Below are 22,858 nucleotides of genomic sequence, written 5' to 3'. Positions count from 1 at the left end.
CGTCATCGGCCCCTTCACGATCTGATCGATGAGCTCCTCTGGTATTGCCGGCAGCTCAGGCGGGGGCGCAGACCCTGCTTTCGGTTTGCTTGGCATACATGCTCCTTTGGGTACATGTTATGCCTTGAACACAAAATTTCTGACAGGCTCACACCCCGCGACGGATACGTCCAGCACATAGCCACACTGATCAGTGTTTTCGCACCTCAAATGATGCCGGCCGAAAGATGGCGCCAGCAGAACCCATAGCGTCCGGCATGCTTGGCGTCGTTATCGATGCATTGACGCCTGCTCGATCTTTATCGGCACGCAATTCGCCGGATTCCTCTGCCCTTCGCAAATCAGCGATTGCCTCCGGTTCACACAACCGCCCACGATTTGTCCATTGAATCGTTGTTTTATCCAAGATCGGCCGTGCACCCAACAGGTACGCTTCCTTCACATCGACAAGTCGATGCCTGCGCCCCTCATCTCGCATTGATCGAGTGGCTATCGCAGCGCGGTGGCGGGCTTCATCTCGTCGCGCCTGCAGGAAAAGCACACTGATTTGCCCATAAAGACTCGCGCATCCACCAGCCCGAAACGCTACGGTGCTGCGCCGGTACCGCACAACCTTCCCTGGAGTCGTGGCATGACAAATCGCGATACGTCTACGCGTCTTGGTCACGCAACGGGTGCACCCGTTGTCGACAACCTGAACATTGAAACGGCCGGCCCGCGCGGTCCCGCGCTGCTGCAGGATATCTGGCTGATAGAGAAACTCGCGCATTTTGACCGCGAGGTCATTCCCGAACGGCGCATGCACGCCAAAGGGTCGGGTGCCCACGGCACCTTCACGGTGACGCACGACATCACACGCTATACCAAAGCCAAGCTCTTTTCGGCAATCGGCAAGACCACGCCGGTATTCCTGCGCTTTTCGACCGTGGCAGGCGAGCGCGGCGCCGCCGATGCCGAGCGCGACATCCGGGGCTTCGCGGTGAAGTTCTATACCGAAGAAGGAAACTGGGACATCGTGGGTAATAACACGCCCGTGTTCTTTTTCCGCGATCCGCTACGCTTTCCCGATCTCAACCACGCGATCAAACGCGACCCGCGCACGGGACTGCGCAGTGCGAACAGTAACTGGGACTTCTGGACACTGTTACCGGAAGCGCTGCATCAGGTCACGATCGTCATGAGCGATCGCGGCATTCCGCGCAGCTATCGCCATATGCACGGATTCGGCAGCCATACGTTCAGTCTTATCGATGCCGACAATCGCCGGGCGTGGGTGAAGTTTCACCTTCGTACGCAGCAAGGCATCGAGAATTTGACCGATAGCGAGGCCGAACACCTGGTCGGAAAAGACCGTGAAACGCACGGCCGCGATCTTTACGAGAGCATCGAGCGCGGCGAGTTTCCGCGCTGGACGCTCTTCATTCAGGTGATGACCGACGATGAAGCCAGGTCGCTGCCATTCAATCCGTTCGATCTCACCAAGGTCTGGCCGAAACGCGATTTCCCGTTGATCGAGGTCGGCGTCCTCGAATTGAACCGCAACCCCGGCAATTTCTTCGCAGAGGTCGAGCAAGCAGCCTTCTCGCCCGCGAATGTGGTACCCGGCATTGGCTTCTCGCCGGACAAGATGCTGCAGGCGCGCCTTTTCTCTTACGGCGACACGCAGCGGTATCGGCTCGGCGTGAACTTCAATCACATTCCCGTCAATGCGCCCAAGTGCCCCGTGCACAGCTACCACCGCGATGGCGCCATGCGCACCGACGACAACCTCGGCGGCACGCCCTCTTACTATCCGAACAGCGCCGGCGAGTGGGAAGTGCAGCCCGGCCTTCACGAGCCGCCGCTGCCCATCGAAGGCGACGCCGCTCATTGGGACCATCGCGTGCATGTGGATCACTTCGCGCAGCCCGGCGATCTGTTTCGTCTGATGAGCAAGGCGCAGCGGCAAGTGCTGTTCGATAACACCGCTCGCCAGATGGCCTCCGTTCAGGCTTCTATCCAGGAACGCCACATTCTCAATTGCTCGAAGGCGGACCCCGCGTATGGCGCGGGGGTTCGCGAGGCGCTAGCCAGACTCGCGGCGACGACTGAAACGAAGTAGCAGGCCATTCGCGCGCGGCGTCTGGCTCGATGGCGACCCCGCTCACCTCTCGATGGAGAAACGTCATGTCACAGTTCGTTCAGGATGTCGCCGTCCCCGATAGTCAGCTAGCACGGGAAATCACCGAGTTCGTGCGCGACACGTCCAGCGCCCTACTCTTTCATCATTCGAGCCGCGTGTATTTGTTCGGTGCATTGGAGGGCGCGCGCCGCGGCCTGAAATTCGATCCGGAACTCCTGTACGCGGGCGCCATGTTTCATGACGTAGGCCTCGCCAGTGCGTACAGCAGCGCCACCGAACGATTCGAAGTCGACGGTGCCAATGCGGCCCGCGATTTTCTCTCGACGCGGGGCATTACCGCGGCCGACATCGATCTCGTCTGGACGGCCATCGCGTTGCACACCACGCCCGGCATTCCGCGCCATATGCACCCGATCGTCGCGCTCGTGACGGCCGGCGTCGAGATGGATGTGCTCGGTCTCTCCTACCACGATTTTTCCCACGAGGAACGCGAAGCTGTGACGCATGCGCATCCGCGCCCGCCACGCTTCAAGGAGGAGATCATTCAGGCCTTCTACGATGGCATCAAACACAAACCGGAGACCACCTTCGGCAACGTGAAAGCCGACGTGATCGCCGACAAGGAGCCGCATTTCCATCGCGGCAATTTTTGTTCCGTGATCCGCAATTCGCCGTGGCCGGGCTGAAGCAGACGTCCTGCGGGACGATACGCGTCGATTCGTCCTGCACCATGCGATCGGCGCTCCGATTTCGCGAAGGCGCATCAGTCCGGGGCGGCAGAAAACATTGGCGATTGCATCGTACTCGACGCGACGTCGGTTTCTATCAGCGGATTCATTCACACTGAGGTGAAAATCATGAGCAAACTTGCAGGGAAAGTGGCGGTCGTAACCGGCGCGTCGAAAGGGATCGGCGCGGCCATCGCCAAGGCGCTCGCGGCAGAGGGTGCATCGGTTGTCGTGAACTATGCGAGCAGCAAGACCGGCGCGGACGAAGTTGTCTCTGCGATCACGACAGCCGGAGGCAAAGCGATTGCCGTGGGCGGCGACGTGTCGAAGGCCGCCGACGCAAAGGGCATCGTCGACGCGGCGATCGAGACCTATGGTCGCCTCGACATCCTCGTGAACAACTCCGGCGTCTACGAGTTCGCGCCCATCGACGCGTTCACGGAGGCGCAATACCGCAGGCAGTTCGACATTAACGTGCTCGGCGTTTTGCTCACCACACAGGCCGCGGTCCAGCACCTTGGCGAGGGTGCCAGCATCATCAATGTCAGCTCGGTTGTTTCGACGCTCACGCCGGCCACGACCGCCGTTTATAGCGGCACGAAAGGCGCGGTCGATTCCATCACCGGCGCACTCGCCCGCGAACTCGGGCCGCGGAAGATTCGCGTGAACACGATCAATCCGGGCGTGATCGTGACCGAAGGCGCACAAACCGCCGGGGTGATCGGATCGGAGTTCGAGAGTTCGGCAGTCAGCCAGACGCCGCTCGGGCGTGTGGGCAGGCCGGACGACGTGGCGTCGATCGCGGTCTTCCTCGCCTCCGACGACGCAAAGTGGTTGACGGGCGAACATATCATCGCCAGTGGGGGCATGCGATGAGGCAGATTCGCGGAACCGGGCCCGCATGATCAGCCACCTCGGACCCGCGAAACAAACGTCACGGTCGTTCCGGGTTTTCCACGTCTTCGTGTGTTGCTGCTTCTAATTGAAGTGTGACAACTGAGCGTGACGAAAGCAAATGTCCGCGCGCGCACTTCATCACGGTGGCCCGCATTCGCGGGTCATCCCTCTGCCCCTGGTCAAACATCGCAAGCCTCGCGGCGAGTCCATGCGCGATGGCGCCAACCATTCCAGACGACGGCGGCCGGCGCGCGCGACAGTAATAAAATTCAGTTAGATTAGCGATTCCGGCTTTCCCCCGCCATCCGGCAACGGCAGGACCATCGGAACGGTCCCTTCGCGAGCGAGATGAATGAACGAGAGAAGTCCCGTGGATCTGGACCTGCCATCGCTGCAGGCAACGATCGCCAGACAGTTCAACCTGCTGGAAGCCCCGACCGTGCGCGCAGGCATCGTTTCGCAGAGCCCTCCAGTCTCGTTCTCGAGGTTGAAAAACAACCGGCCGCAACCCGGACGCTCTCTGGCGCCCCGACCAGAAGAAGCGTTTGTCTTCCAGATTCCGCTGATCATGTGCCCGGATCCCGACGTTCGTTATTCCGGGGGGCGTTTCAACAAACCGACCTCGTGCATACCAGGCCATAGCTATCTGTTCGACCTGCGCACGGGTCCGACGCGTCGGCTCGATTTTCCGTTCGATAACATCCGCCTCTACCTTTCTCAAAGCACCCTCGAGGAATTTGCCTATCAAAAAGGGCGGCGGCGCATCGGAGGTCTCATGCAACGAGGCTTCGGCGCAAGCGATCCAGTCCTGTTTCGCCTTTCGCAAACATTGCAGACAGTACTGGAACAGTCGGAGACCGTTGGCTCACTGCTTGTCGATTATATTGCCCTCGCTTTCTGCGAGCATGTGGTCATGCGGTATAGCAACGCCAATACGCCCAATCGCGTTCGCCGTGCCGGACTCGCGCCATGGCAGATGCGGCGCGTCAACGAATTCTTCGAGGCTCATCTGCACGGCAATCCCTCCATTCTCGACCTCGCGGGCCAGTGCGGTCTCTCCTCAAGCTATTTTTCCGAGGCGTTCAAACAGACAACCGGACTCACGCCCCATCAGTGGTTGCTCAAGCAGAGAATCGAACGGGCTAAAACCCAATTGCGCGAGACCGACGCGAGCCTTGCCACTATCGCGTCCAACTGTGGATTTTTCGATCAGAGCCATTTCTCTCGCGTGTTCTCGCGCCTTGAAGAGTGCGGGCCGAAGGATTGGCGTCTGCACAATCGTCGGCGCTAGCTTCACGCAAAAAATTTGCCGCCGACATTTCGAATGTCTGATGCCTTCGACGTTGCAGCGAACACCCATGGTTTATCCATGTGCCGTTGCTTTGTCCAAGATCGCAACGGCTTCGTGCATTAGGCTTGGAAGTCAAGGACTACGGTGGCGGACCGGCGAACGAATCGCCGTCGCCGGTCCGTCTTGATCGCGTCATTGCACATGATCGTCGCGGTCACGGCCGCTCTGGCCAGCCGTGGGACGGCAATAACATGGATCAATACGCCGGCGATCTGGCAGCGCTTTTAATCATCTCGATGTACAAGGGGCTGTACTGGTTGGCAGTCAACCTGGATCTGCTCGATTTCCTGCAAAGCTGACAGTGTGCCTGCGATGTACCTGCGATGTACCTGTATGCCGCTCCATACAGGTCTCGGGAAAAGAACGCACGCTGGGCAACGCCGTTTCTCCCGCTACACTCCTTACCCAATGGCGGCAATGAAGATATGAAATGCGCTCCCAATATCGAAGGCTTCACAAACGGTATAACCGATTGGCATCGCTGGGGCAGGATTCTCGACTCTCTACGAAGGTCTCCGCCTGCACCGCCCTTCCTGCGACGGGACGAGCGTTTCGCCAGTGACAACTTAAACCCCGAGATCGTCCGCATTGTGATTCTTGACCGCCCGTCCCCCGATACCGTGCTCGTCTCGTGGAGCAGTTCGATCGGGTGTCGATATGGGGAACAGACATGGCGGAAAGTCGTTGCCCGAAAAAGCGGAGTTTGCATTCTGTCGGGCCACTTGATTGTACGGGGGGATCCCGTCTTTCGTCCAAAACGCACGCGAAACGCGATGTGCAGCAACTCGACGGCGATGATCAAGGCGTCATCTGTAGATCGGTCGCAGGACCGGGTCGCGTAGACATCACTCGGGTTCGTCGCAGAACCAGATGTCCCACTGCAAAACCGGCTCCGCCATCGGGGCGCAGATGCTGTTGCTTCCAAGAACCGCATTGCGCTCAGGTATTCTTGAAGTGTGAACCAGAAACAATCGTGGCAAGACAAAGGAGACGTCGCGTGGATCAACCACTCGAACACGCCATCGCGAACATCGTTCAGACCCGCGCTGGTCAATATCCGACTCCGATTATCCGTGCATTTTTTGATGAGGCCACGTTTAGCGCAAGCTATGTCGTTCATGATCCTGTCTCGCTTGCGGCGGCGGTCATCGATCCTGTGCTCGACTTCGACGCGCCGACCTGCCGATATTCGTCGACGTCTGCCCAGGCCATCGTTGCGTATATTGAATCCGAGGGCCTCTCGACTGAATGGTTACTTGAGACCCATGCGCATGCAGACCACCTGAGCGCCGCGCCTGTTCTGCAGGCGCATGTCGGCGGTAGGCTTGCAGTCGGGCGCGCCATAACGACGGTCCAGACAATTTTTGGTGAGCTGTTCAATGCCGGACCGGAGTTCCCGCGAGACGGCTCGCAGTTCGATCATCTGTTCGATGACGGGGAGGAATTCAAAATCGGCGCTATCGGGTGCAGGGTGCTGGACGCCCCTGGCCATACGCCAGCCGGTGTCGCCTACGTCATCGGCGACTCGGTGTTCTGCGGCAACACGATCTTGATGCCGGACTACGGGACTGCGAGGACCGACTTGCCCGGCGGAGACGCGCGGCAGCTTTACCGCTCCATACGGCGACTATTGCGGCTTCCCGACGAAGCAAGATTGTTCCTGAGCCGCGACTACAAGGCCCACGGCCGCGACACCTACGCCTGGGAAACAACCATTGGGGCCGAACGCACCGCGAACGTACATATTCGTGACGGTATAACGGAGAGCGCGTTTATTGCGGCGCGCACTGCGCGAGACCAGACACTGGCGTTACCGAAGCTGATTCTTCAGGCGATGCAGGTGAACATGCGGGCCGGTGCCTTTCCACCGGCGGACGACAACGGCAAGTGCTACCTCAGAATCCCGCTGAACACGATCTGATGCAGTCGCCTGATGCTCGAAAGCGTCATATTTCATTTGCGAGGAGGTCGTCATGGACTACATCGATAGCTTGATGCGTCGTAACGTTGAGTTTGCTGAAAACAGATTCAATCCGCGCCTCCGTATGATGCCGACAAGCAAAACGTTAATCATTGGATGCGTAGACCCCCGCGTCGATCCCATGGATCTGTTCAAGCTCGCGCCCGGCGAGACAGGAATCCTTCGTAACGTCGGCGGCCGCGTGAATCCGGCTGTATTTGAAACCCTCGGGATTCTGCGCACAGTAGCCGTTGCTGCAGGTGGCGACATCGGCCCGGACTGGAACCTCATCGTTTTGCACCATACCGACTGCGGCATCATGCGGTGCTACTGTCATGAACCGCGCCTCCTGGCAGAACATATGGGAGTGACGTTGTCAGAACTCGACAACCTGGAAATCAAGGATCCTTACAAAGCAGTCACGCTCGACGTGGCGGCCCTGCGGGCGAGCGCCGATATCGTCGGAGGTTATACGGTCTCCGGCTTGGTCTATGACGTTGAGACGGGCAACGTCGAGATGGTTGTTCCGCCTTCGAAAGCACTTTCCAACGTGCTCTCAAGTTGATACAGCGGGTACCCCCTACTGGGCCCGTTATCGGCTATCCGGGCTCACTCCAACTGTGGCGCAACCCGCCTGCGGAACCGTTTCGCGTCACCGCTGCCACAGGCGGGGAAATACCGGTACGACGTAGTGTTACGCGATCGTGCTGGCATTGTCCTCAAGGGCGGCTGGAGCGTTCGCCGCGTCAGGCCGGATCTTGAACCAGATGGAATACATCGCGGGCAGGAACACCAGTGTCAGGATTGTTCCCGCAAAGGTTCCACCGATCAGGGTATAGGCCAGCGTGCCCCAGAACACCGAATGTGTCAGCGGGATGAAGGCCAGCATTGCGGCAACCGCAGTCAGGATAACCGGCCGGGATCGCTGGATCGTAGCTTCCACCACCGCGTGGAATGGCGTCATGCCTTCCCGCGCGTTCTGCTCGATCTGACCGATCAGGATCAGCGTATTGCGCATCAGAATGCCGGAGAGCGCAATGAGTCCCACGAGGGCGTTGATCCCGAACGGCTGGTTGAACAGCAGCAGTGTCGGCACCACGCCGATCAACCCCAGCGGGCTGGTCGCAAACACCATCATCGTGGCGGCGATCGACCGCGTCTGGAAGATGATGATCAGCAACGTGAGCGCAATCATGATCGGAAACAGTGGCACGAGAGCCTGATTCGCCTTGCCGGCCTCCTCAATTGCCCCGGCTTCCTCTATCCGGTACCCATCCGGCAACTGAGCGATGACCGGCTGCAGTTTTGCCAGCATTGCCGTCGATACATCAGGCGGCTGAAGGCCCTCGGCGATATCGCCCCGTACGGTGATGGTCGGCGTGCGGTCGCGCCGACGAAGAATCGGATCCTCCATCCGGACATCGACCTTGCCGACCTGCGACAGCGGCACGCGCTGACCCGCCGCGCCGACAAGGGTAAATCCGTTAATCCTGTCCGGATCGAGACGGATATCGCCAGCCGACCTCGCGACGACTTCGACAGAACGAATGTCCTCGCGCACGTTCGTGACAGGAATGCCGGTCAGCAGGAACTGCAACTGTTGCGCAACCGCACTGGACGTCAGACCGACAGCCCCGAGCCGGTCCTGATCCAGCGTGAAGTGCAGGCTGGGAGCCAGGGGGCCCCAGTCCGTATTGACCGTTCTCATCATCGGGCTGGCAGTCATGACGCCCTTGACCTGGGCGGCGATGGCGCGAAGCTTTTGCGGGTCCGGGCCCATGACGCGGAACGCAACCGGATACGGCGAATAAGGACCGAACACGAGTTGGGTGACGCGAACCTGCGCTCCAGGCACAAGACCTCGCGCGATGACCGCGCGCAGACGCAACTTGAGGGTTTCCCGCTGCTTCTCATCGTTCGTGTTTATCACAATCTTCGCGAAGGACGGATCCGGGAGTTCCGGAGACATCGCCAGATAGAAACGTGGCGCACCTTGCCCGATGTACGACGTCACGATTTTCGCTTCGGGCTGCTTCGCGAGCCATGCCTCGACTTTTTCCGTCGCCGCCGAAGTCTGTTCGATGGATGAGCCATACGGCATCTGCACCTCCACAAGGACTTCCGGACGATCCGAGGTCGGGAAGAACTGCTTCTTCACGACACCCATTCCCATCACCGCAATCACGAACGACACGACGACAGCCCCCGCGACCATCCACTTGCGCTGGACTACACGTACCAGAAACTTCCGAAAGCGTTGGTAATTGGGGGTGTTATATATCGCTGCATGCCCGCCCTCGATTTTGGGAATGTCGGGCAGCAGCTTGACACCCAGATACGGGGTGAAGACAACCGCAACGATCCATGATGTGACCAGCGCGATACCAACGATCCAGAACATGTTGCTGGTATATTCCCCCGCCGTCGAGCGCGCAAAGCCATTCGGCATGAACCCGACTGCCGTGACCAGTGTGCCTGACAGCATCGGGGCGGCCGTGTGGCTCCAGGCATAGGCCGATGCCTGGACACGGCTATACCCCTCCTCCATTTTCACGACCATCATCTCGATGGCGATAATCGCATCGTCGACAAGCAGCCCAAGCGCGAGGATCAGAGAGCCGAGTGTAATGCGGTCGAAATTTTTGCCTGTTGCCGCCATGACGACGAAGACGCCCGCGAGTGTCAGCGGCACCGCTGCCGACACCACGATGCCGACCCGCCACCCCATGCTGGCGAAGCTCACGACCATCACCACGAGCAGTGCGACAAAGAACTTGACCATGAACTCGTCGACGGCCGATTGGATATTAACGGCTTGGTCGGTCACCTTGGTAAGACGCATCCCCAAAGGCAACCCGGCATTGATCGAAGTCACTTCCTTGTCGAGTGCGTGTCCGAGGTTCAGGCCGTTCCAGCCGTCGCGCATGACAACGCCAAGAAGCAACGCCGGTTCGCCGTTGTTGCGAATCTGGAAGGTGGCCGGATCTTCGTAACCACGCTCGACGGTGGCCACATCCGAGAGCTCGAGCGTGCGGCCCTGAACGACGATGGGCGTGTCGCGAATTCTCTGCAGCTTGTCGAACGCCCCCTCGACGCGAATGAACACCTGCGCGCCTGCCGTATCGATCGACCCGGCCGGTGTCAGAACATTCTGTCCGTTAAGCGCCGCAAAGATGTCCTGCGGCGTTACGCCAAGTGTCGCGAGCCGGTCGTGCGAGAACGAGATATAAATCCGTTCGGCCTGCTCTCCGACAATGTTCACCTTCTTGACGCCCGGCACGTGAAGCAGCCGCTGACGCAGATCCTCCGCATCGCGCACGAGCAGGCGCTCGGGTTGCCCCTTTGCCTTCAGTGCGAACAGCGCAAACGTTACGTCGGAGTACTCATCATTGACAAGCGGACCAATCACGCCGGGGGGCAGATTCGCCGCCTCATCAGAGAGCTTTTTGCGGGCCTGATAGAACTGCTCGGGCACCTCGGCGGGCGGCGTACTGTCCAGCAAAGTCACGGTGGTGAACGCCAGCCCCGGACGGGTGTAGGTTTCAGTGCGGTCGTACCAGCGCAGCTCCTGCATGCGCTTTTCAAGCGGTTCGGCGACCTGATCCTGCATTTCCTGCGCCGTGGCGCCGGGCCAGGCGGTGATGACCGTCATCGACTTGACGGTAAAGGGCGGGTCTTCCGCCCGTCCGAGTTTTAAGAACGCGACGATGCCGGCAACAGAAATCAGGATGATCAGAAAGAGGGTAACCGAGCGCTCGCGCACCGCGAGTGCCGAGAGATTAAAGCCGCTCATTGCGTCTCTCCCGCCCGCGTGACCGAAGTCGTCGACATACCGTCATCGGTGAGGCGCACCTTTTCGCCAGCGTGAAGCAACTGGGCCCCAAGCGCCACTACCCGCTCCCCTTCGTGAAGGTCGCCGGTGACGGTTGCCGTCTCGTTGCCCAGTGCCGCGATGTGAACCTTGCGCCAGGACGCATGCGCCGGCGATCCCTCGATCGTCCAGACACCCGTGCCGGTTCCCGGATCAAACAATGCGCCCGCAGGTACCTCAAGAGCGGTCTGCCGCTGTCCGCCGTCACCCGGCAGGCTGACAGTCACGGTGGCACCAAGCGGCGCATCGGACAGTGCGCCCGCGAGGACGTACCTTGCCTCGTAGGTGCGCGTCAGACGATCGGCGGAGTCCGAGAGCTGCCGCAACGTGGCGGGGACACTCTTCATGTCCGCGCCGTAGAGCGTCGCCTGCACAACCGAACCGGGAGCGGGGCGAAGTGTTTCGGGCAGATGGACGATGGCTTCGCGCGGGCCGGCGTGCGCAAGACGCACGACGATCTGCCCCGGGGAGACGACCTGGCCCGGTTCGGCCAGTGTCTCCACGACCACACCGTCCGCATCCGCCACGAGAACGGCATACCCAGAGGCGTTGTTCGCGAGATTAGCCTGCGCCTTTGCGGCAACGAGCTGGGCCCTGGCTGAATCGGCAGCCGCCTTGAGCTGCGCATACGTCGATGCCGACACCGCACCGGCAGCCACGAGATCGCGATACCTGGCCTCGTCGTCTGCGGTCTGGGTAGCGCGAGCCTGCGCCGCATTAACCAGTTCCTGCTGCGAGTGTGCCTGCAGCCCCAGATCGATCGGGTCGATGCGCATCAACGGCTGGCCACGCTTGACTGTTTGCCCCGCGTCCACCAGACGCTCGATGACCTTTCCCTGAACCCGGAAGCCAAGATCGCTCTGGACACGGGCGCCAACGACACCCGTGAACGAGCGGCTCTCCCCCGGTGCACTTTGGACAACGCTTGTGCGTACGAGCGGAGCCTCGGTACGCGGGTCGGAAACATGCCGGTCGCCGCATGCCGCGAGGGCAAGCGACGCCAGGCTCAGTGTGAAGACAAAGTAACGATGCCGGGACATGGGGTCGCTCCTTGCGACGGATAGGAGACCCCATTCTGATGCTAGTGACCAAATCAGTCAACAGTCACAGCCAAAAATTTATGGTGCCAGGCTTCTGAGCACCAGACCCGCGAGCTGAAGCGCCGCCTCCTCCGCCCCATCCAGGTTGTATTGCAGTAGCAAGGGATTGAAGTAAGGCTTCATCACCAGAAAGATGGCATTCGCCGCCTCATCCAGCGGCGTCTTGCGCTCGAATTCGCCCGTTTCTCGTCCGAGAAGCACGATCTCGGACACAAGTTGCCGTATCCGCTCCTCGTAGCCCCTGACTGAGGGCCACGGCGAGGCAGCAGCAACGGCGGCGATATCGTAAAGCTTGCGATCCTGGAAAAAGAGCTGACTGCCCGAGGCGAGTAACGCCTTGAACATGCGACGAAATTTCTCGGTTGCGCTGTGAGCGTCCTCGACGGCGTCGTTCACTGTCGTGATGATGGCAGCAAGGCGGTTAGCGCAGATTACCTCGCCTATCGCCTGCTTTGAGTCAAAAAACTTGTAGATATACGCTTTCGAAAAACCGATTTCCTTAGCGAGGTCGGAAACCGTGGTCTTTTCGTAGCCGTATCGACTGAAATATTCTGTCGCTGCTTCGACGATCTGGGCGCGAACCTCGTGTTCCGAGGGGCCGCGAGACGGGGGGGCGGAGGTGATGGGCGTGTTCATGTCTCAAGCTTAGCCTCTCAGAGAGTCATTGACAACATGTGACCATATTGTATATTGGTCACTGCCATGCCACTTTCCGAGATCATCATGCGTTCGTTTCGCCCCCTTCTTCTCTTGATTAGCGCCGCTGTCCTTTCTGCCTGCGCGGTGGGTCCCGACTACCACCGGCCGGATGCACCGCTCGCGCAGAGTTATATGACGCAGCCGCCGGCCGCAAAGGCCGCAACTGCTCCCCCAGCAGATCTGTCAGCCTGGTGGGAGAGCTTCAATGATCCGCCGCTGACCCACTACGTTTCCCTCGCGCTTGCCCAGAACCTGGACCTCGCCCAGGCCGTCGCTCGGATCGACCAGGCCCGGGCACGACTGGGTGGCGCAGATGCAGCACTGCTCCCTTCGGCCACGGTCTCGGGCTCGGCGTCCCGGGCCTACCAGTCGGTCGATACGCCAGTCGGTCAACTGCTCAACGCGCAGCCCGGCTACAACCGTTGGGGCAGCGAGTACGAAGTCAACCTGGAAGCAAGCTGGGAGATCGACATTTTCGGCGGCCTGCGCAGGCAGCGTGAAGCTGCGCTCGCGAACTATTCAGCCACTCAGGCAGCGGCTGTCGCCACCCGGCTTGCTGTCGCAGCTCAAATCGCAGACATCTACGTTACGATACGTGGCCTGCAGACCCGCCTGGATATCGCAAACCGGCAGGTAAAAACACAGGAAGAACTGCTCGCTGACGTAAAGCTCCTTTACTCGAAGGGCGCAGCGGCTGACTATCAGGTTCAGCAGGCACAAGGATCGCTCGACCAGGTCAAGGCAACGGTCCCCGTCCTGAATGCGGGACTGGACGCGGCGCTGAACTCCCTTGACGTCATGCTCGGCTCCCCTCCGGGTACCCACCGGACAGAGCTCACAGCCGCAGGTCCAATCCCCGCGGCCCCTTCCATCTCGGATATGGGCACACCCGCAGACCTGCTGCAACGGCGACCGGATCTGATCGCCGCGGAACGTCACCTCGCGGCGTCCAATGCCCGCATTGGCGCGGCAATCAGCGAGTACTACCCTACGGTCTCGCTGAGCGCATTCCTGGGCAGTGCAACCGCCGCGGCCACCGGCACGCTGTTCACGGGCGGCGCCAGCCAGATGGCAGGTCTCGTCGGGTTACGCTGGCGCCTGTTCGACTTTGGGCGCATCAACGCGGACGTCAAGGAGGCAAAGGGTGCGGATGCGGAAGCCCTTGCAGCCTATCGCCAGGCCGTCCTTCGCGCCACTGAGGATGTTGAAAACTCGCTCTCGTCGCTGGTGAACCGCGGTTCGCAGGCCGACACGCTTTCGCACGCAGAATCCTCACTATCGAAAGCGCGGGATTCCTCGATGGCCGCTTACCGCGGGGGCGCCGCAAGTTTCATCGATGTACTGCACGCCGACGAAACCCTTCTGCGGGCCTCTGACGCGAAGGCACAGGCGCAAACGGAAACGGCTCGCGCGGCTATCGCGACGTTTAAGGCACTCGGCGGTGGATGGAATCCGGATTCACTTCAACCACAGCAATCGCAATCTGCACGCTCCGTCGGGAAGAATGCGGTTGCGGGCGGCGCGTAAGTTCCGCATGCCAGACGCTGGTCGCATCGCCAGACGGATACCCGCAGCGGTGCTGCGCGCCTCCGACTTAGCGCTGCCAGAGGCCTGCAGGGCGGCGTCGCTTGCCCTAAGCCGCTCCGGAAGGAGTGGCAACCATGACGCCGGCCAAACGCGGGCGAAGGCTTGACGACTGTCTTTTATCGAGAGACCCGTATCTTCCTTCTCGCCGCGCTTAAGATGGCCGTCGCGCTCCTCACCCGGCGGGTTCCGGTGAATGAAGCTATCGTCGTTGGAAGATCAGCATCATGGAAATGGTGTTGATCCGCTTTAACTTCGGCGATCGCGCCTTTCACCTGCATGCGCAGGATGCGGTAGTTCGCATGGAGTGCCGCAGCCATCTGCACGCCTAGCAGTTCCTGCATAGCCAAAGGCCTTTCCAGAGCCAACCGCCTTCAACGCGACGCACCGCTTTGGGGTGGAAATGTGCGCTCACGGCACCATCCATGTGTGAAGAGCGGCTCATATGGTGCAGTCCCTCGTGCAATTTCTGAATGCGATCCGCACCGGGCAACGCAGATCGACGTCTCTTTTGGTTAGTTCGGGCCATTCGTGACACGCTACCCGACGCCGCGAGACAGCATTGGGTCCACGCGCGCCAGGCCCTGACTCTTGGCCTGCTCCTCGCTGTTTTCAGGGACGTTCGCTCACCCAGAGGCCATTAAATGTCCGCGCAGACCCCGCACCTCATTCGCAAGCTCCCGGTCACCGTGATCTCCGGCTTTCTCGGCGCAGGCAAGACAACGCTGGTCAATCATCTGTTGCACTCGTATGCGGGTCGTATTGGAATAGTTGTCAACGAGTTCGGCGAAGTGGGTATCGACGGCGAATTAATTGAGGCCGAGGAGCAAGCGCTTGTCGAAATTAACAACGGGTGTGTGTGCTGTACCGTTCGCGCTGATCTGGTCTCAAGCCTGAAAACTCTGCTCGCTCGTCAAAACGAGCAGGGAGCAACGCCCATCGACAGACTGATTGTCGAGACATCTGGCCTTGCGGACCCGGCGCCCGTGCTCCAGACATTCCTGGCGGATCCAGACCTGCGCGAGGCTTTGGATCTCGAGTCCGTCGCGACGGTCGTCGACGCCTGTAACTTGCCGCGCCAGCTTGGCGACGAAATTGCGCGCGAGCAGATTTCGTTCGCGGACGTCGTCATCGTCAACAAAATCGATCTCGTCGACAGCAAGGAGCGCGATCAGATCGAGCGATCCATACGAACGCTCAACCCCATTGCCACGCTCATGTCCGCGAGTCACGGCCGGATTGCCGCCGACTCATTACTTGGCGTACGCCGTTTCGCACTACCCGCCGTACTTGAGCTCGGGCCAGACCTGCTCGATGCAGACGCCCCGCACGATCACGAGCACGACACATCGATTCGTACGTGCTCCGTGACCGATACGCGGCCACTCGATGCCGCGCGCTTCACGCGTTGGGTCAATCAGCTGGTGCAGCGTGAAGGCGCTCAACTCATGCGTATGAAGGGCATCCTCAACTTCGATGGCGAAGCGCGCCGCTTCAATTTCCATAGCGTCCATATGTTGCTCGAAGGCGGCCCCGGTGCAGCGTGGCGCGTCGGCGAGGCGCGCACAAGCCGCCTGGTGTTCATTGGCCGGGATCTCGACGAAAACCGTCTGAGCGAAGCGTTCGCAGACTGCGTCGCCAACTGCGTGTCCGCTTAGCCCGCACCTCCCGCAGTCCACTTCCTACAACTGGAGTCCGTCATGAAGAAGATCGAAGCGCTTACCGTGAGCATTGGATTGCTCGCGTTCGTCGACACGTTTGTCACCGCGACTGTGCTACCCGTGCCTGTATGGGTGACGTTTATTGCATGGGCATCGTTCTTCGTGGTCGGCGGCGGCCCGCACGGTTTCCTGCAAAGTCTCACATCAAACCTCGCCGGTGCCTGCATCGCCTCGCTGTCGCTGCTCGCCATTGCTAGTACCGACGGCACGCCTTTCGCGGCTGCGCTCGCAGTCGGTGTCGGCAGCGCCGCGATGGTTCAGGCCTCGAAGCTCAAACTGCTGAACATTCTGCCGGCTGTCGTCTGGGGTTTCGCTTCGACGGTAGGCACGACGATCGCGACCGGCCATCCAATCACGACACGTGGTCTGCACAACCCCTTGCTGGTGGCTGCCGTGGCACTCGCAATCGGTGCGGTGTTTGGCATTGCCTCCGAGGCGTTTGCAGCACTACTTACGCGCAAGTCTCAACCGAGCTTCCAGTAACCGTCTGACGTCCCCTATTCAATAGGAAAATCAACGATGAAACTTCAGCATCACCTCGGCGGCATCGCCAATCTCGGCCCCGTCAATCTTGATACTCGCGTATTCGTGCAGGACTGGGAACGCCGGATTTTTGGTATCCACACTGTCATGATGGCAACCAGCGCCCATCTTGTTGATTCATTGCCCCGCTACCCGGTCGACAAACTGCCCACCGCGTTCCGTGATAACTGGACTTGGGCTTCGCTTCGCACAGGTGCCGAAGCCATGCAGCCTTTCGAATACTTCAAGTACCGCTACTACGAGAAGTGGCTCATGGGCATTTCGCAGTTCTATATCGATCGCGGCTACATCACCGCTGGGGAGCTTGCGCAACGCACAGCCGAATACCGGGCCAATCCGGATGCCCCGCTTCCGGACCAGCCGAACGCAGCGATCGACTCGCAAGTCGACGCCTACCTGACACAGGGTGACTCGGGACTAAATCCGCGCAAGGCGGCGCCTCGTTTCGCAGCCGGTTCTACGGTGCGTGTCGCCGACCCGGATGCTGTGGACCATACGCGCCTGCCGGGCTACCTGCGCAATAAGCCTGGTGTCATCGATCACGTCTATCCGGGAGCGTTCTCGTACTTCGTTTCGACCGGCGTTGATGGGATCGGCGCCCCGATGCCCGTCTACCGGGTCGCCTTCGACACCGCGGATATCTGGGGCATCGAAAAGAGCGAACCGAATACGACGCTATACGCGGACCTCTTCGAAGCGTACCTCGTCGACAGACACTGACCGCGACGAAGCAAATAGCGCCGGATTTCGCGCGCCGACAAACACCCTACAAGGAATCAACGATGCAAGACCTGTTTAGATACGAAGACGACCGCGAATCTGCAAGCGCCGCAAAGGTTCGTGCACTCGAAGCCCTTCTCATCGAGAAAGGTGTGCTTGGCAGTAATTCCGTCGATACAGTGCTCGGCCACTTCGAAACGATTGCGGGACCATTCAACGGCGCAAAGATTGTCGCGCGCGCCTGGGTGGACGTCGATTTCAAGGCACGCTTGCTAGCCGATACGCCGGCCGCGATCGCTGAACTCGACTTGCCGTCCGGCATGGCCGGCGCAGAAGGCGAACATATGGCCGCCGTCGCGAACGGCACCGGCGTACACAACCTGGTCATTTGTACGCTGTGTTCCTGCTATCCGTGGCCAGTTCTTGGGCTGCCGCCGTACTGGTACAAAGATCCGGTCTTCCGGGCACGCGGTGTACGCGAACCCCGTGCGGTGCTGCGAGAATTCGGCGTGCCTATCGACGAAAACGTTCAGGTGAAGGTGTGGGACAGCAGTGCACAGATTCGCTGGTTCGTCGTGCCGGAGCGACCTGAAGGCACCGACGCGATGACTGAAGAGCAACTCGCGGCACTCGTCACACCGGAGTCGATGATGGGTGTGGCGCTGGTCGCGCCACCGCAAATCGCTCACGGAGGCACCTGATCATGTTTACGCGCTTCGAGGAATTCGCGGCTGCGGAAATGCTCGGTCAGCCCGACTCACCGCCACGTCTACAAGGCAAGCTGCGCTTTGACCGGCCTTGGGAACGACAGGTCTTCGGCCTCGCGATGGCATTGTCGAAGGCGGGCTGTTTTGAATGGGAAGCCTTTCGCCAGAATCTGATCCGCTCGATCGCCTCATGGGAATCCCAACCGTGTTCGGGGCAACCGCCGTGGGACTACTACGAACGCTTCCTGATCGCACTGGAGGAGACGATGCACGATGCGGGCACACTTACGCGAGCTGAGATTGCTGGATGCCTGCCGCAACTGCCCACTCAACGATCGCCAGCCGATACACCGCCTCTCGCCCCAGCAGGAGCAGCATGATGATTCGACAACTGTCCGACGTACTGACTGGGGCCGACCCCGTCGTCAAGCGCCGCCTGCTAGGTACCTATGGGCTCCTCGTCGCATTCAATCTGCTCTCGTGGGCTTGGGCGGCAATTGCGTTCCGGCAGCATCCGGTACTGCTCGGGACGGCACTCATTGCCTATGGACTTGGCCTTCGTCACGCTGTGGATGCCGATCATATTGCTGCGATTGACAACTCGACACGCAAGTTGATGCAGGATGGTCAGCGCCCCGTCGCGGTGGGACTCTTCTTTTCGATCGGCCATTCAACGATCATTGTGTTTGCCTCATTGGGCGTCGCTTTGGTTTCGACCGCGCTCAACAGCCGATTCGTTGCATACAAAGACCTTGGTGCAACGGCCAGCACGCTCGTCTCGACCGGATTTCTGTTCGCGATTGCCATCCTGAATCTGTTTGTCCTGAGGTCGATTGTGCAAGCATGGCGCCGCCGCTCCAGTGGCGAGTCTGAAATCCCGCCACCGTTTGGCCCGTTGACGCGCCTTCTGAGGCCCCTGTTTCTGCTCGTTTCGCGCAGTTGGCATTTGTTCCCGCTTGGATTCCTCTTTGGTCTCGGATTCGATACCGCAACCGAAGTGAGTCTCCTCGGGATGTCCGCGACCCAGGCAGCTCGTGGCATATCACCCTGGAGCGTGCTGGTATTTCCCGCACTCTTCAGTGCCGGGATGTCGCTCATCGACACACTGGACGGACATCTGATGCTGGGTGCGTACGGCTGGGCGTACATGAAGCCGGAGCGCAAGCTGGCCTATAACTTCGCCGTTACCTCGACTTCAGTTGCTGTCGCGCTCATCGTCGGGACGATGGAGGTGTTGGGCCTACTGCAGGACCGCTACGCGCTGCACGGTGTGGTCTGGAACACGGCAAGCGCGCTGGGCGACCATTTTGGCATGCTAGGCTATGCGATCATCGGTATCTTCTCCGCCTGCTGGGTCATCTCGATGCTGCTACACCGCGCACGGCGCTCTGCCTCGCCAAAGGTGGCCGTCTGAACGCAATTCGTTCCCGTCAACAAGGCTCCCAATGCGCAAGATAACCGTAGCGATGCTGCTATTCCCTGGCTTCCAGTTGTTGGATATCGCCGGACCGCGCGACGCCTTTGCCGAAGTGAGCCTTGTCTCAAAACGTACCGCTGAATACGAAATGCTCACCGTTGGTACGACGCGAGGTGCGATCAAATCCTCAAGCGGTTTGACGGTTCAGCCAGATCGAACGATCTTCGACCCGTGCCCCCAGTTCGACACGGTCATAGTGCCAGGCGGTCTCGGGGTCTTCGACGTGCTCGAGGACACGACGATCAGCGACTGGCTGCGCACCCAGCAACGCCAGACACGTCGACTCGCTGCAATCTGCAACGGCGCATTCGCGTTCGGTGCCGCCGGTCTGCTCGATGGCCGGACCGTTGCGACCCACTGGATGGATGTGGCGCGGCTTTCGTCAATGTTTCCAAAAGCGAATGTCGAGCCCGACTTAATTTATATCAAGGACGAGAACCTCTATACGACTGCGGGAGTCACTGCCGGCATCGATCTCGCTCTAGCGATGATCGAGGAAGACTTTGGCCGCGAGATTGCACTCGGCGTTGCGAAATATCTGATCGTCTACGTGCGCCGCGCAGGCGGTCAGTCGCAGTTCAGCTCACTGCTTGAGACTCAGGCATCGGATAACACACATGTTCAGGCGGTTCAGCAGTACATGATGGACCACCTCGACGTTGAGCACAGCGTCGAATCGCTGGCGCAACGTGTCCACATGAGCCCGCGCAATCTCTCCAGGATCTTTAGCCGGGAATGTGGCGTGGGCCTGATAGCGTTCCTGAATCACGCGCGCATCGATGCAGCACGTACCATGCTCGAAAGTACCCAGCACACGGTTGCGGAGATTGCGCGGCGCTGTGGATTCGACAGCGCCGACGCGCTGCGACGTATCTTTGTTCGCCGCCTTGGTCTTAGCCCGCTTGAGTACCGGCATCGCTTCCGGTCAACTGCGGGCGGAGCTTCCGGACGTGCCCGCGCGCAGTTCGAGGTGCAAGACGACTCGCAAACCTGACGGTCCATATAGTCCAGCACCGGGCCTCGGCGCGACTTTCTGGAAGTTGCGTCTGCGATGGTGACCGTAGGGGATTACCAGCGTCCTACACCGCGACCTTGGACCGGCACCTTCCCGACGGAGCGCCTGAGGCTGCACAACTCGTCATGAGTACAGGATCGAACTTGCAGATAGGCAATGGTGTTTATGCGATAGGTTTAATGCTGCGTAATATCGGCGACCTGCCGATTCTCCCAGGCGATTTCGTGCCCTCCGGCCCATTAAAAATCGCAGTCGATCACTCGGCCGAAATCGTCGACGTTCACGCCGTTGCGCCACCCAACCAAGGCAAGTGCGTTCTAAAAATCTGAGTAGACACGCGGTCTAGCTCGACATTGAGTGCATGAACCGGGGCGACTGGTGCGCTGGCGATAGCTAGCCCGAACGATGCGTCCATGCCCCCATTGCAACGCAGACGAAAAATCCTCGCGCTTAGTCTCGGTAACTCTATGCGAACTCGAGTCAGGCCAAGGGTGCGTGCGGGCCGCTATGGTTGTACTAATGCGGGGGCGACTTCTGCGCTTACGGCGCTGCACAGCGTTACCCTAGCCCTTCCCCGGTCAGCGCCTTTTCGACTGACGGTCGCTCATGCATCCGACCATAGTAGGCGTCCAGGAGCTTCGGCACGACGATGCCGTGCGTTCTCGCCCATCTCAGCATCACGTACAGGTACGGGTCTGCGATGGTAATGTGAACGCCTGTGACAAACGGTTTGTCGCCAAGCTGCGCTGCAAGCGCTGCAAAACGCCTGGTCAAGATCTGCTTCGCCGTAGTTTGCTCGGCCTCGGGCGCGCGCTTCCACAACGGCTTGAAACCGCCGTGGAGTTCGGTGGTCATGAACGACACGGCTTCGATTGCATGCCAGCGAACGGGGCCCTCTTTCGGCAGTAACCTTCCGGTTCGTTCGGCGATATAAACAAGATTGGCCAACGCTTCGCTCAGCACGTTTCCATCGTCGAGTTCGAGAGTCGGGACGAATCCGTGCGGATTGAGGTCGAGAAAATCGCGACCATCGGCAGTGCGTTTGTCGCGGCTAATGCTAACGAGTTCGAACGGCAAGCCTGCTTCGATCAACGCGATGTGAACGGCGAGGCTGCAGGCGCCGGGATGATAGAAAAGCTTCATGATATTGTCGAGACACCAGGAGGGCGGAACGAGCACCTAGTATCTGACAAGTGATCATCTGCCGAAAACGCATATCTTCAGGACCAAGTCATATGGATATGACCACGCCTATCGACGCGCCGCGCAACTGCAGTGGTGTCAGCGAAATCTTCAGTCAGGTCGGAGAAAAATGGACGATGCAGGTTGTAGTCGCGCTTCGCGAGCGGCCGCGACGCTTCAATGACATCAAACGGATCGTGAGCGGTATCTCGCAGCAGATGCTGACGCGAACGTTGAGGAATCTGGAGCGCGACGGGATGGTGGAGCGCACGGTGCGTGCCACGGCGCCACCGCAGGTCGACTATGCGTTGACTGAGCTTGGACAGTCACTGGCGGAGTCCGTCCGGCAACTCGCAGAATGGGCACGGGTACATCGGGCGGTGATTCATGACAACCGGTCACGCTACGACGAGCGGCGCTGAGAGCTGCTATCACGGACGATGCAAACGACCAGCGTGCAACCCTTGCAGCCCCCTTCTCGACGACGCTGAAAGTATGGGTCGACAATCCGGGCACCGATGCAGAATGGACGACATTGGCCGAAGCGTGACGGCTAGGGCCCAGTTCTGGTGTCGGGCATTATGAACCACTCCGTTGGCTTTCGTCTGCCACCTTCATACTAGAAAAGATGCGTTACCTTCAGCTTGTCGTCCCAGCACAGGTTCAAATATTCAACGGCAATCCTGCGATGGCAGTGTTCCGGCCTGTCTTCGCTGCACAAGAGACAGGCCCGATCGAATAGCGCGATATCAAGGTTACGCTCGACCCCACGCTTTGCCAGCAGCTCGACGTATTCAGCGGCGTAGTTGTCCCAACTCAGCTCTTTCGCCTGATATCGCTTGAGCATCTGCTTCTCAGGTGCCAGGTCGCGCAGCTCGAGATACGCCACGTCAACAAGTTGCGATAGAAAATATCCAAGGTCCGGCTTCTTTGCGAACCCGGCGAGTTGCGATGTGTTGTTCAAGCGAACGTCGAGCAGCGCGCGCACCTGCGCCTGACGCAATAGACCGAAGAACTTCTCGGCGGACTTGTTGGTGAACCCGATCGTTGCCACGTCCATTTCCGTATTCCTTCGTAGACAGCCTGAAAATAAGTATTGCTCGTCGAGGGCCTGATGCCCGGCGGCTGCACGATGCGGAACCCGCTTCGCCCGTTATTCGCTCGGGCAACGGCGAAGGCAT

23 protein-coding genes and 1 pseudogene are annotated in these 22,858 nt (G+C 59.9%); 18 read left to right on the top strand and 6 right to left on the bottom strand.

The features are described from left to right. Window positions 1–631 precede the first annotated feature (631 nt). The 8 genes and pseudogenes from JNB89_RS17350 (at window position 632) to JNB89_RS17315 (ending at window position 7,623) form a co-directional block, all read left to right on the top strand. The gene (locus tag JNB89_RS17350) at window positions 632–2,101 is read left to right on the top strand and encodes a catalase (RefSeq protein ID WP_220363083.1); all 1,470 of its coding nucleotides are present in this window, start codon (window positions 632–634) and stop codon (window positions 2,099–2,101) included. Window positions 2,102–2,166: 65 nt separating this feature from the next. After that, window positions 2,167–2,808 (top strand): HD domain-containing protein, encoded by a 642-nt coding sequence (locus JNB89_RS17345; RefSeq protein WP_220363093.1) that lies wholly within the window; start codon window positions 2,167–2,169, stop codon window positions 2,806–2,808. Between the two features lie 171 nt (window positions 2,809–2,979). Then, entirely contained in the window at window positions 2,980–3,726 is a 747-nt protein-coding gene (locus JNB89_RS17340) for a glucose 1-dehydrogenase (RefSeq protein WP_220363082.1), read from the top strand. Between the two features lie 391 nt (window positions 3,727–4,117). Further along, window positions 4,118–5,038 carry a helix-turn-helix transcriptional regulator gene (locus JNB89_RS17335; protein ID WP_220363081.1) on the top strand — a complete coding sequence of 307 codons (921 nt, stop codon included), beginning with the start codon at window positions 4,118–4,120 and terminating at the stop codon, window positions 5,036–5,038. Window positions 5,039–5,226: 188 nt separating this feature from the next. Then, window positions 5,227–5,372: pseudogene (locus JNB89_RS31430) on the top strand (alpha/beta fold hydrolase); the annotation flags it as partial. A gap of 49 nt (window positions 5,373–5,421) precedes the next feature. Beyond that, entirely contained in the window at window positions 5,422–5,940 is a 519-nt protein-coding gene (locus JNB89_RS31425) for a DUF3331 domain-containing protein (RefSeq protein WP_431026592.1), read from the top strand. Between the two features lie 155 nt (window positions 5,941–6,095). After that, the gene (locus JNB89_RS17320) at window positions 6,096–7,019 is read left to right on the top strand and encodes an MBL fold metallo-hydrolase (protein ID WP_346656214.1); all 924 of its coding nucleotides are present in this window, start codon (window positions 6,096–6,098) and stop codon (window positions 7,017–7,019) included. 52 nt (window positions 7,020–7,071) lie between these two features. Further along, complete coding sequence (locus JNB89_RS17315; protein WP_220363079.1) at window positions 7,072–7,623, top strand: carbonic anhydrase; 552 nt, start codon at window positions 7,072–7,074, stop codon at window positions 7,621–7,623. 129 nt (window positions 7,624–7,752) lie between these two features. On the opposite strand, the gene JNB89_RS17310 is transcribed toward JNB89_RS17315, so the two are convergent. The 3 genes from JNB89_RS17310 to JNB89_RS17300 all read right to left on the bottom strand — a co-directional run bounded on the left by JNB89_RS17310 (window position 7,753) and on the right by JNB89_RS17300 (window position 12,665). Then, a complete protein-coding gene (locus JNB89_RS17310) occupies window positions 7,753–10,851 on the bottom strand; it encodes an efflux RND transporter permease subunit (protein ID WP_220363078.1) in 3,099 nt (1,032 codons plus the stop codon). Beyond that, complete coding sequence (locus JNB89_RS17305) at window positions 10,848–11,969, bottom strand: efflux RND transporter periplasmic adaptor subunit (protein WP_220363077.1); 1,122 nt, start codon at window positions 11,967–11,969, stop codon at window positions 10,848–10,850. The genes JNB89_RS17310 and JNB89_RS17305 overlap by 4 nt, the downstream gene beginning before the upstream one ends. A 78-nt stretch (window positions 11,970–12,047) precedes the next feature. Then, window positions 12,048–12,665 carry a TetR/AcrR family transcriptional regulator gene (locus tag JNB89_RS17300; protein WP_220363076.1) on the bottom strand — a complete coding sequence of 206 codons (618 nt, stop codon included), beginning with the start codon at window positions 12,663–12,665 and terminating at the stop codon, window positions 12,048–12,050. 87 nt (window positions 12,666–12,752) lie between these two features. Between JNB89_RS17300 and JNB89_RS17295 the strand changes: the two genes are divergently transcribed. After that, a complete protein-coding gene (locus JNB89_RS17295; RefSeq protein WP_220363091.1) occupies window positions 12,753–14,255 on the top strand; it encodes an efflux transporter outer membrane subunit in 1,503 nt (500 codons plus the stop codon). Between the two features lie 176 nt (window positions 14,256–14,431). On the opposite strand, the gene JNB89_RS17290 is transcribed toward JNB89_RS17295, so the two are convergent. Beyond that, on the bottom strand, window positions 14,432–14,656 hold the full coding sequence (locus JNB89_RS17290; RefSeq protein ID WP_220363075.1) for a hypothetical protein: 225 nt from the start codon (window positions 14,654–14,656) through the stop codon (window positions 14,432–14,434). 300 nt (window positions 14,657–14,956) lie between these two features. On the opposite strand from JNB89_RS17290, the gene JNB89_RS17285 reads away from it, so the two are divergent. The 8 genes from JNB89_RS17285 to JNB89_RS17250 all read left to right on the top strand — a co-directional run bounded on the left by JNB89_RS17285 (window position 14,957) and on the right by JNB89_RS17250 (window position 20,824). Further along, a complete protein-coding gene (locus JNB89_RS17285) occupies window positions 14,957–15,970 on the top strand; it encodes a CobW family GTP-binding protein (RefSeq protein ID WP_220363074.1) in 1,014 nt (337 codons plus the stop codon). A gap of 42 nt (window positions 15,971–16,012) precedes the next feature. Then, the gene (locus JNB89_RS17280; RefSeq protein ID WP_220363073.1) at window positions 16,013–16,516 is read left to right on the top strand and encodes a DUF1097 domain-containing protein; all 504 of its coding nucleotides are present in this window, start codon (window positions 16,013–16,015) and stop codon (window positions 16,514–16,516) included. 36 nt (window positions 16,517–16,552) lie between these two features. After that, complete coding sequence (nthB, locus tag JNB89_RS17275) at window positions 16,553–17,296, top strand: nitrile hydratase subunit beta (protein WP_220363072.1); 744 nt, start codon at window positions 16,553–16,555, stop codon at window positions 17,294–17,296. A gap of 62 nt (window positions 17,297–17,358) precedes the next feature. Continuing rightward, a complete protein-coding gene (gene nthA / locus JNB89_RS17270; protein ID WP_220363071.1) occupies window positions 17,359–17,997 on the top strand; it encodes a nitrile hydratase subunit alpha in 639 nt (212 codons plus the stop codon). A gap of 2 nt (window positions 17,998–17,999) precedes the next feature. Next, window positions 18,000–18,383 (top strand): nitrile hydratase accessory protein, encoded by a 384-nt coding sequence (locus JNB89_RS17265; RefSeq protein ID WP_220363070.1) that lies wholly within the window; start codon window positions 18,000–18,002, stop codon window positions 18,381–18,383. Beyond that, a complete protein-coding gene (locus tag JNB89_RS17260) occupies window positions 18,380–19,417 on the top strand; it encodes a HoxN/HupN/NixA family nickel/cobalt transporter (protein ID WP_346656213.1) in 1,038 nt (345 codons plus the stop codon). The genes JNB89_RS17265 and JNB89_RS17260 overlap by 4 nt, the downstream gene beginning before the upstream one ends. Window positions 19,418–19,448: 31 nt before the next feature. Continuing rightward, on the top strand, window positions 19,449–20,474 hold the full coding sequence (locus JNB89_RS17255; protein WP_220363069.1) for a GlxA family transcriptional regulator: 1,026 nt from the start codon (window positions 19,449–19,451) through the stop codon (window positions 20,472–20,474). Window positions 20,475–20,620: 146 nt separating this feature from the next. Further along, on the top strand, window positions 20,621–20,824 hold the full coding sequence (locus JNB89_RS17250; RefSeq protein WP_220363068.1) for a hypothetical protein: 204 nt from the start codon (window positions 20,621–20,623) through the stop codon (window positions 20,822–20,824). Between the two features lie 229 nt (window positions 20,825–21,053). On the opposite strand, the gene JNB89_RS17245 is transcribed toward JNB89_RS17250, so the two are convergent. Beyond that, complete coding sequence (locus JNB89_RS17245; RefSeq protein ID WP_220363067.1) at window positions 21,054–21,638, bottom strand: glutathione S-transferase N-terminal domain-containing protein; 585 nt, start codon at window positions 21,636–21,638, stop codon at window positions 21,054–21,056. Between the two features lie 92 nt (window positions 21,639–21,730). On the opposite strand from JNB89_RS17245, the gene JNB89_RS17240 reads away from it, so the two are divergent. Continuing rightward, the gene (locus JNB89_RS17240; RefSeq protein ID WP_220363066.1) at window positions 21,731–22,099 is read left to right on the top strand and encodes a winged helix-turn-helix transcriptional regulator; all 369 of its coding nucleotides are present in this window, start codon (window positions 21,731–21,733) and stop codon (window positions 22,097–22,099) included. Between the two features lie 197 nt (window positions 22,100–22,296). On the opposite strand, the gene JNB89_RS17235 is transcribed toward JNB89_RS17240, so the two are convergent. Then, window positions 22,297–22,737, bottom strand: a complete 441-nt coding sequence (locus JNB89_RS17235; protein ID WP_220363065.1) for a DUF488 family protein — start codon at window positions 22,735–22,737, stop codon at window positions 22,297–22,299. Window positions 22,738–22,858 lie beyond the last annotated feature (121 nt).

It is taken from the genome of Paraburkholderia phenoliruptrix (assembly GCF_019511605.1).
Lineage (GTDB): Bacteria > Pseudomonadota > Gammaproteobacteria > Burkholderiales > Burkholderiaceae > Paraburkholderia > Paraburkholderia phenoliruptrix_A.
Note: the sequence above shows the minus strand (reverse complement) of the source record. Positions and strands in the feature narration are given on the sequence as shown.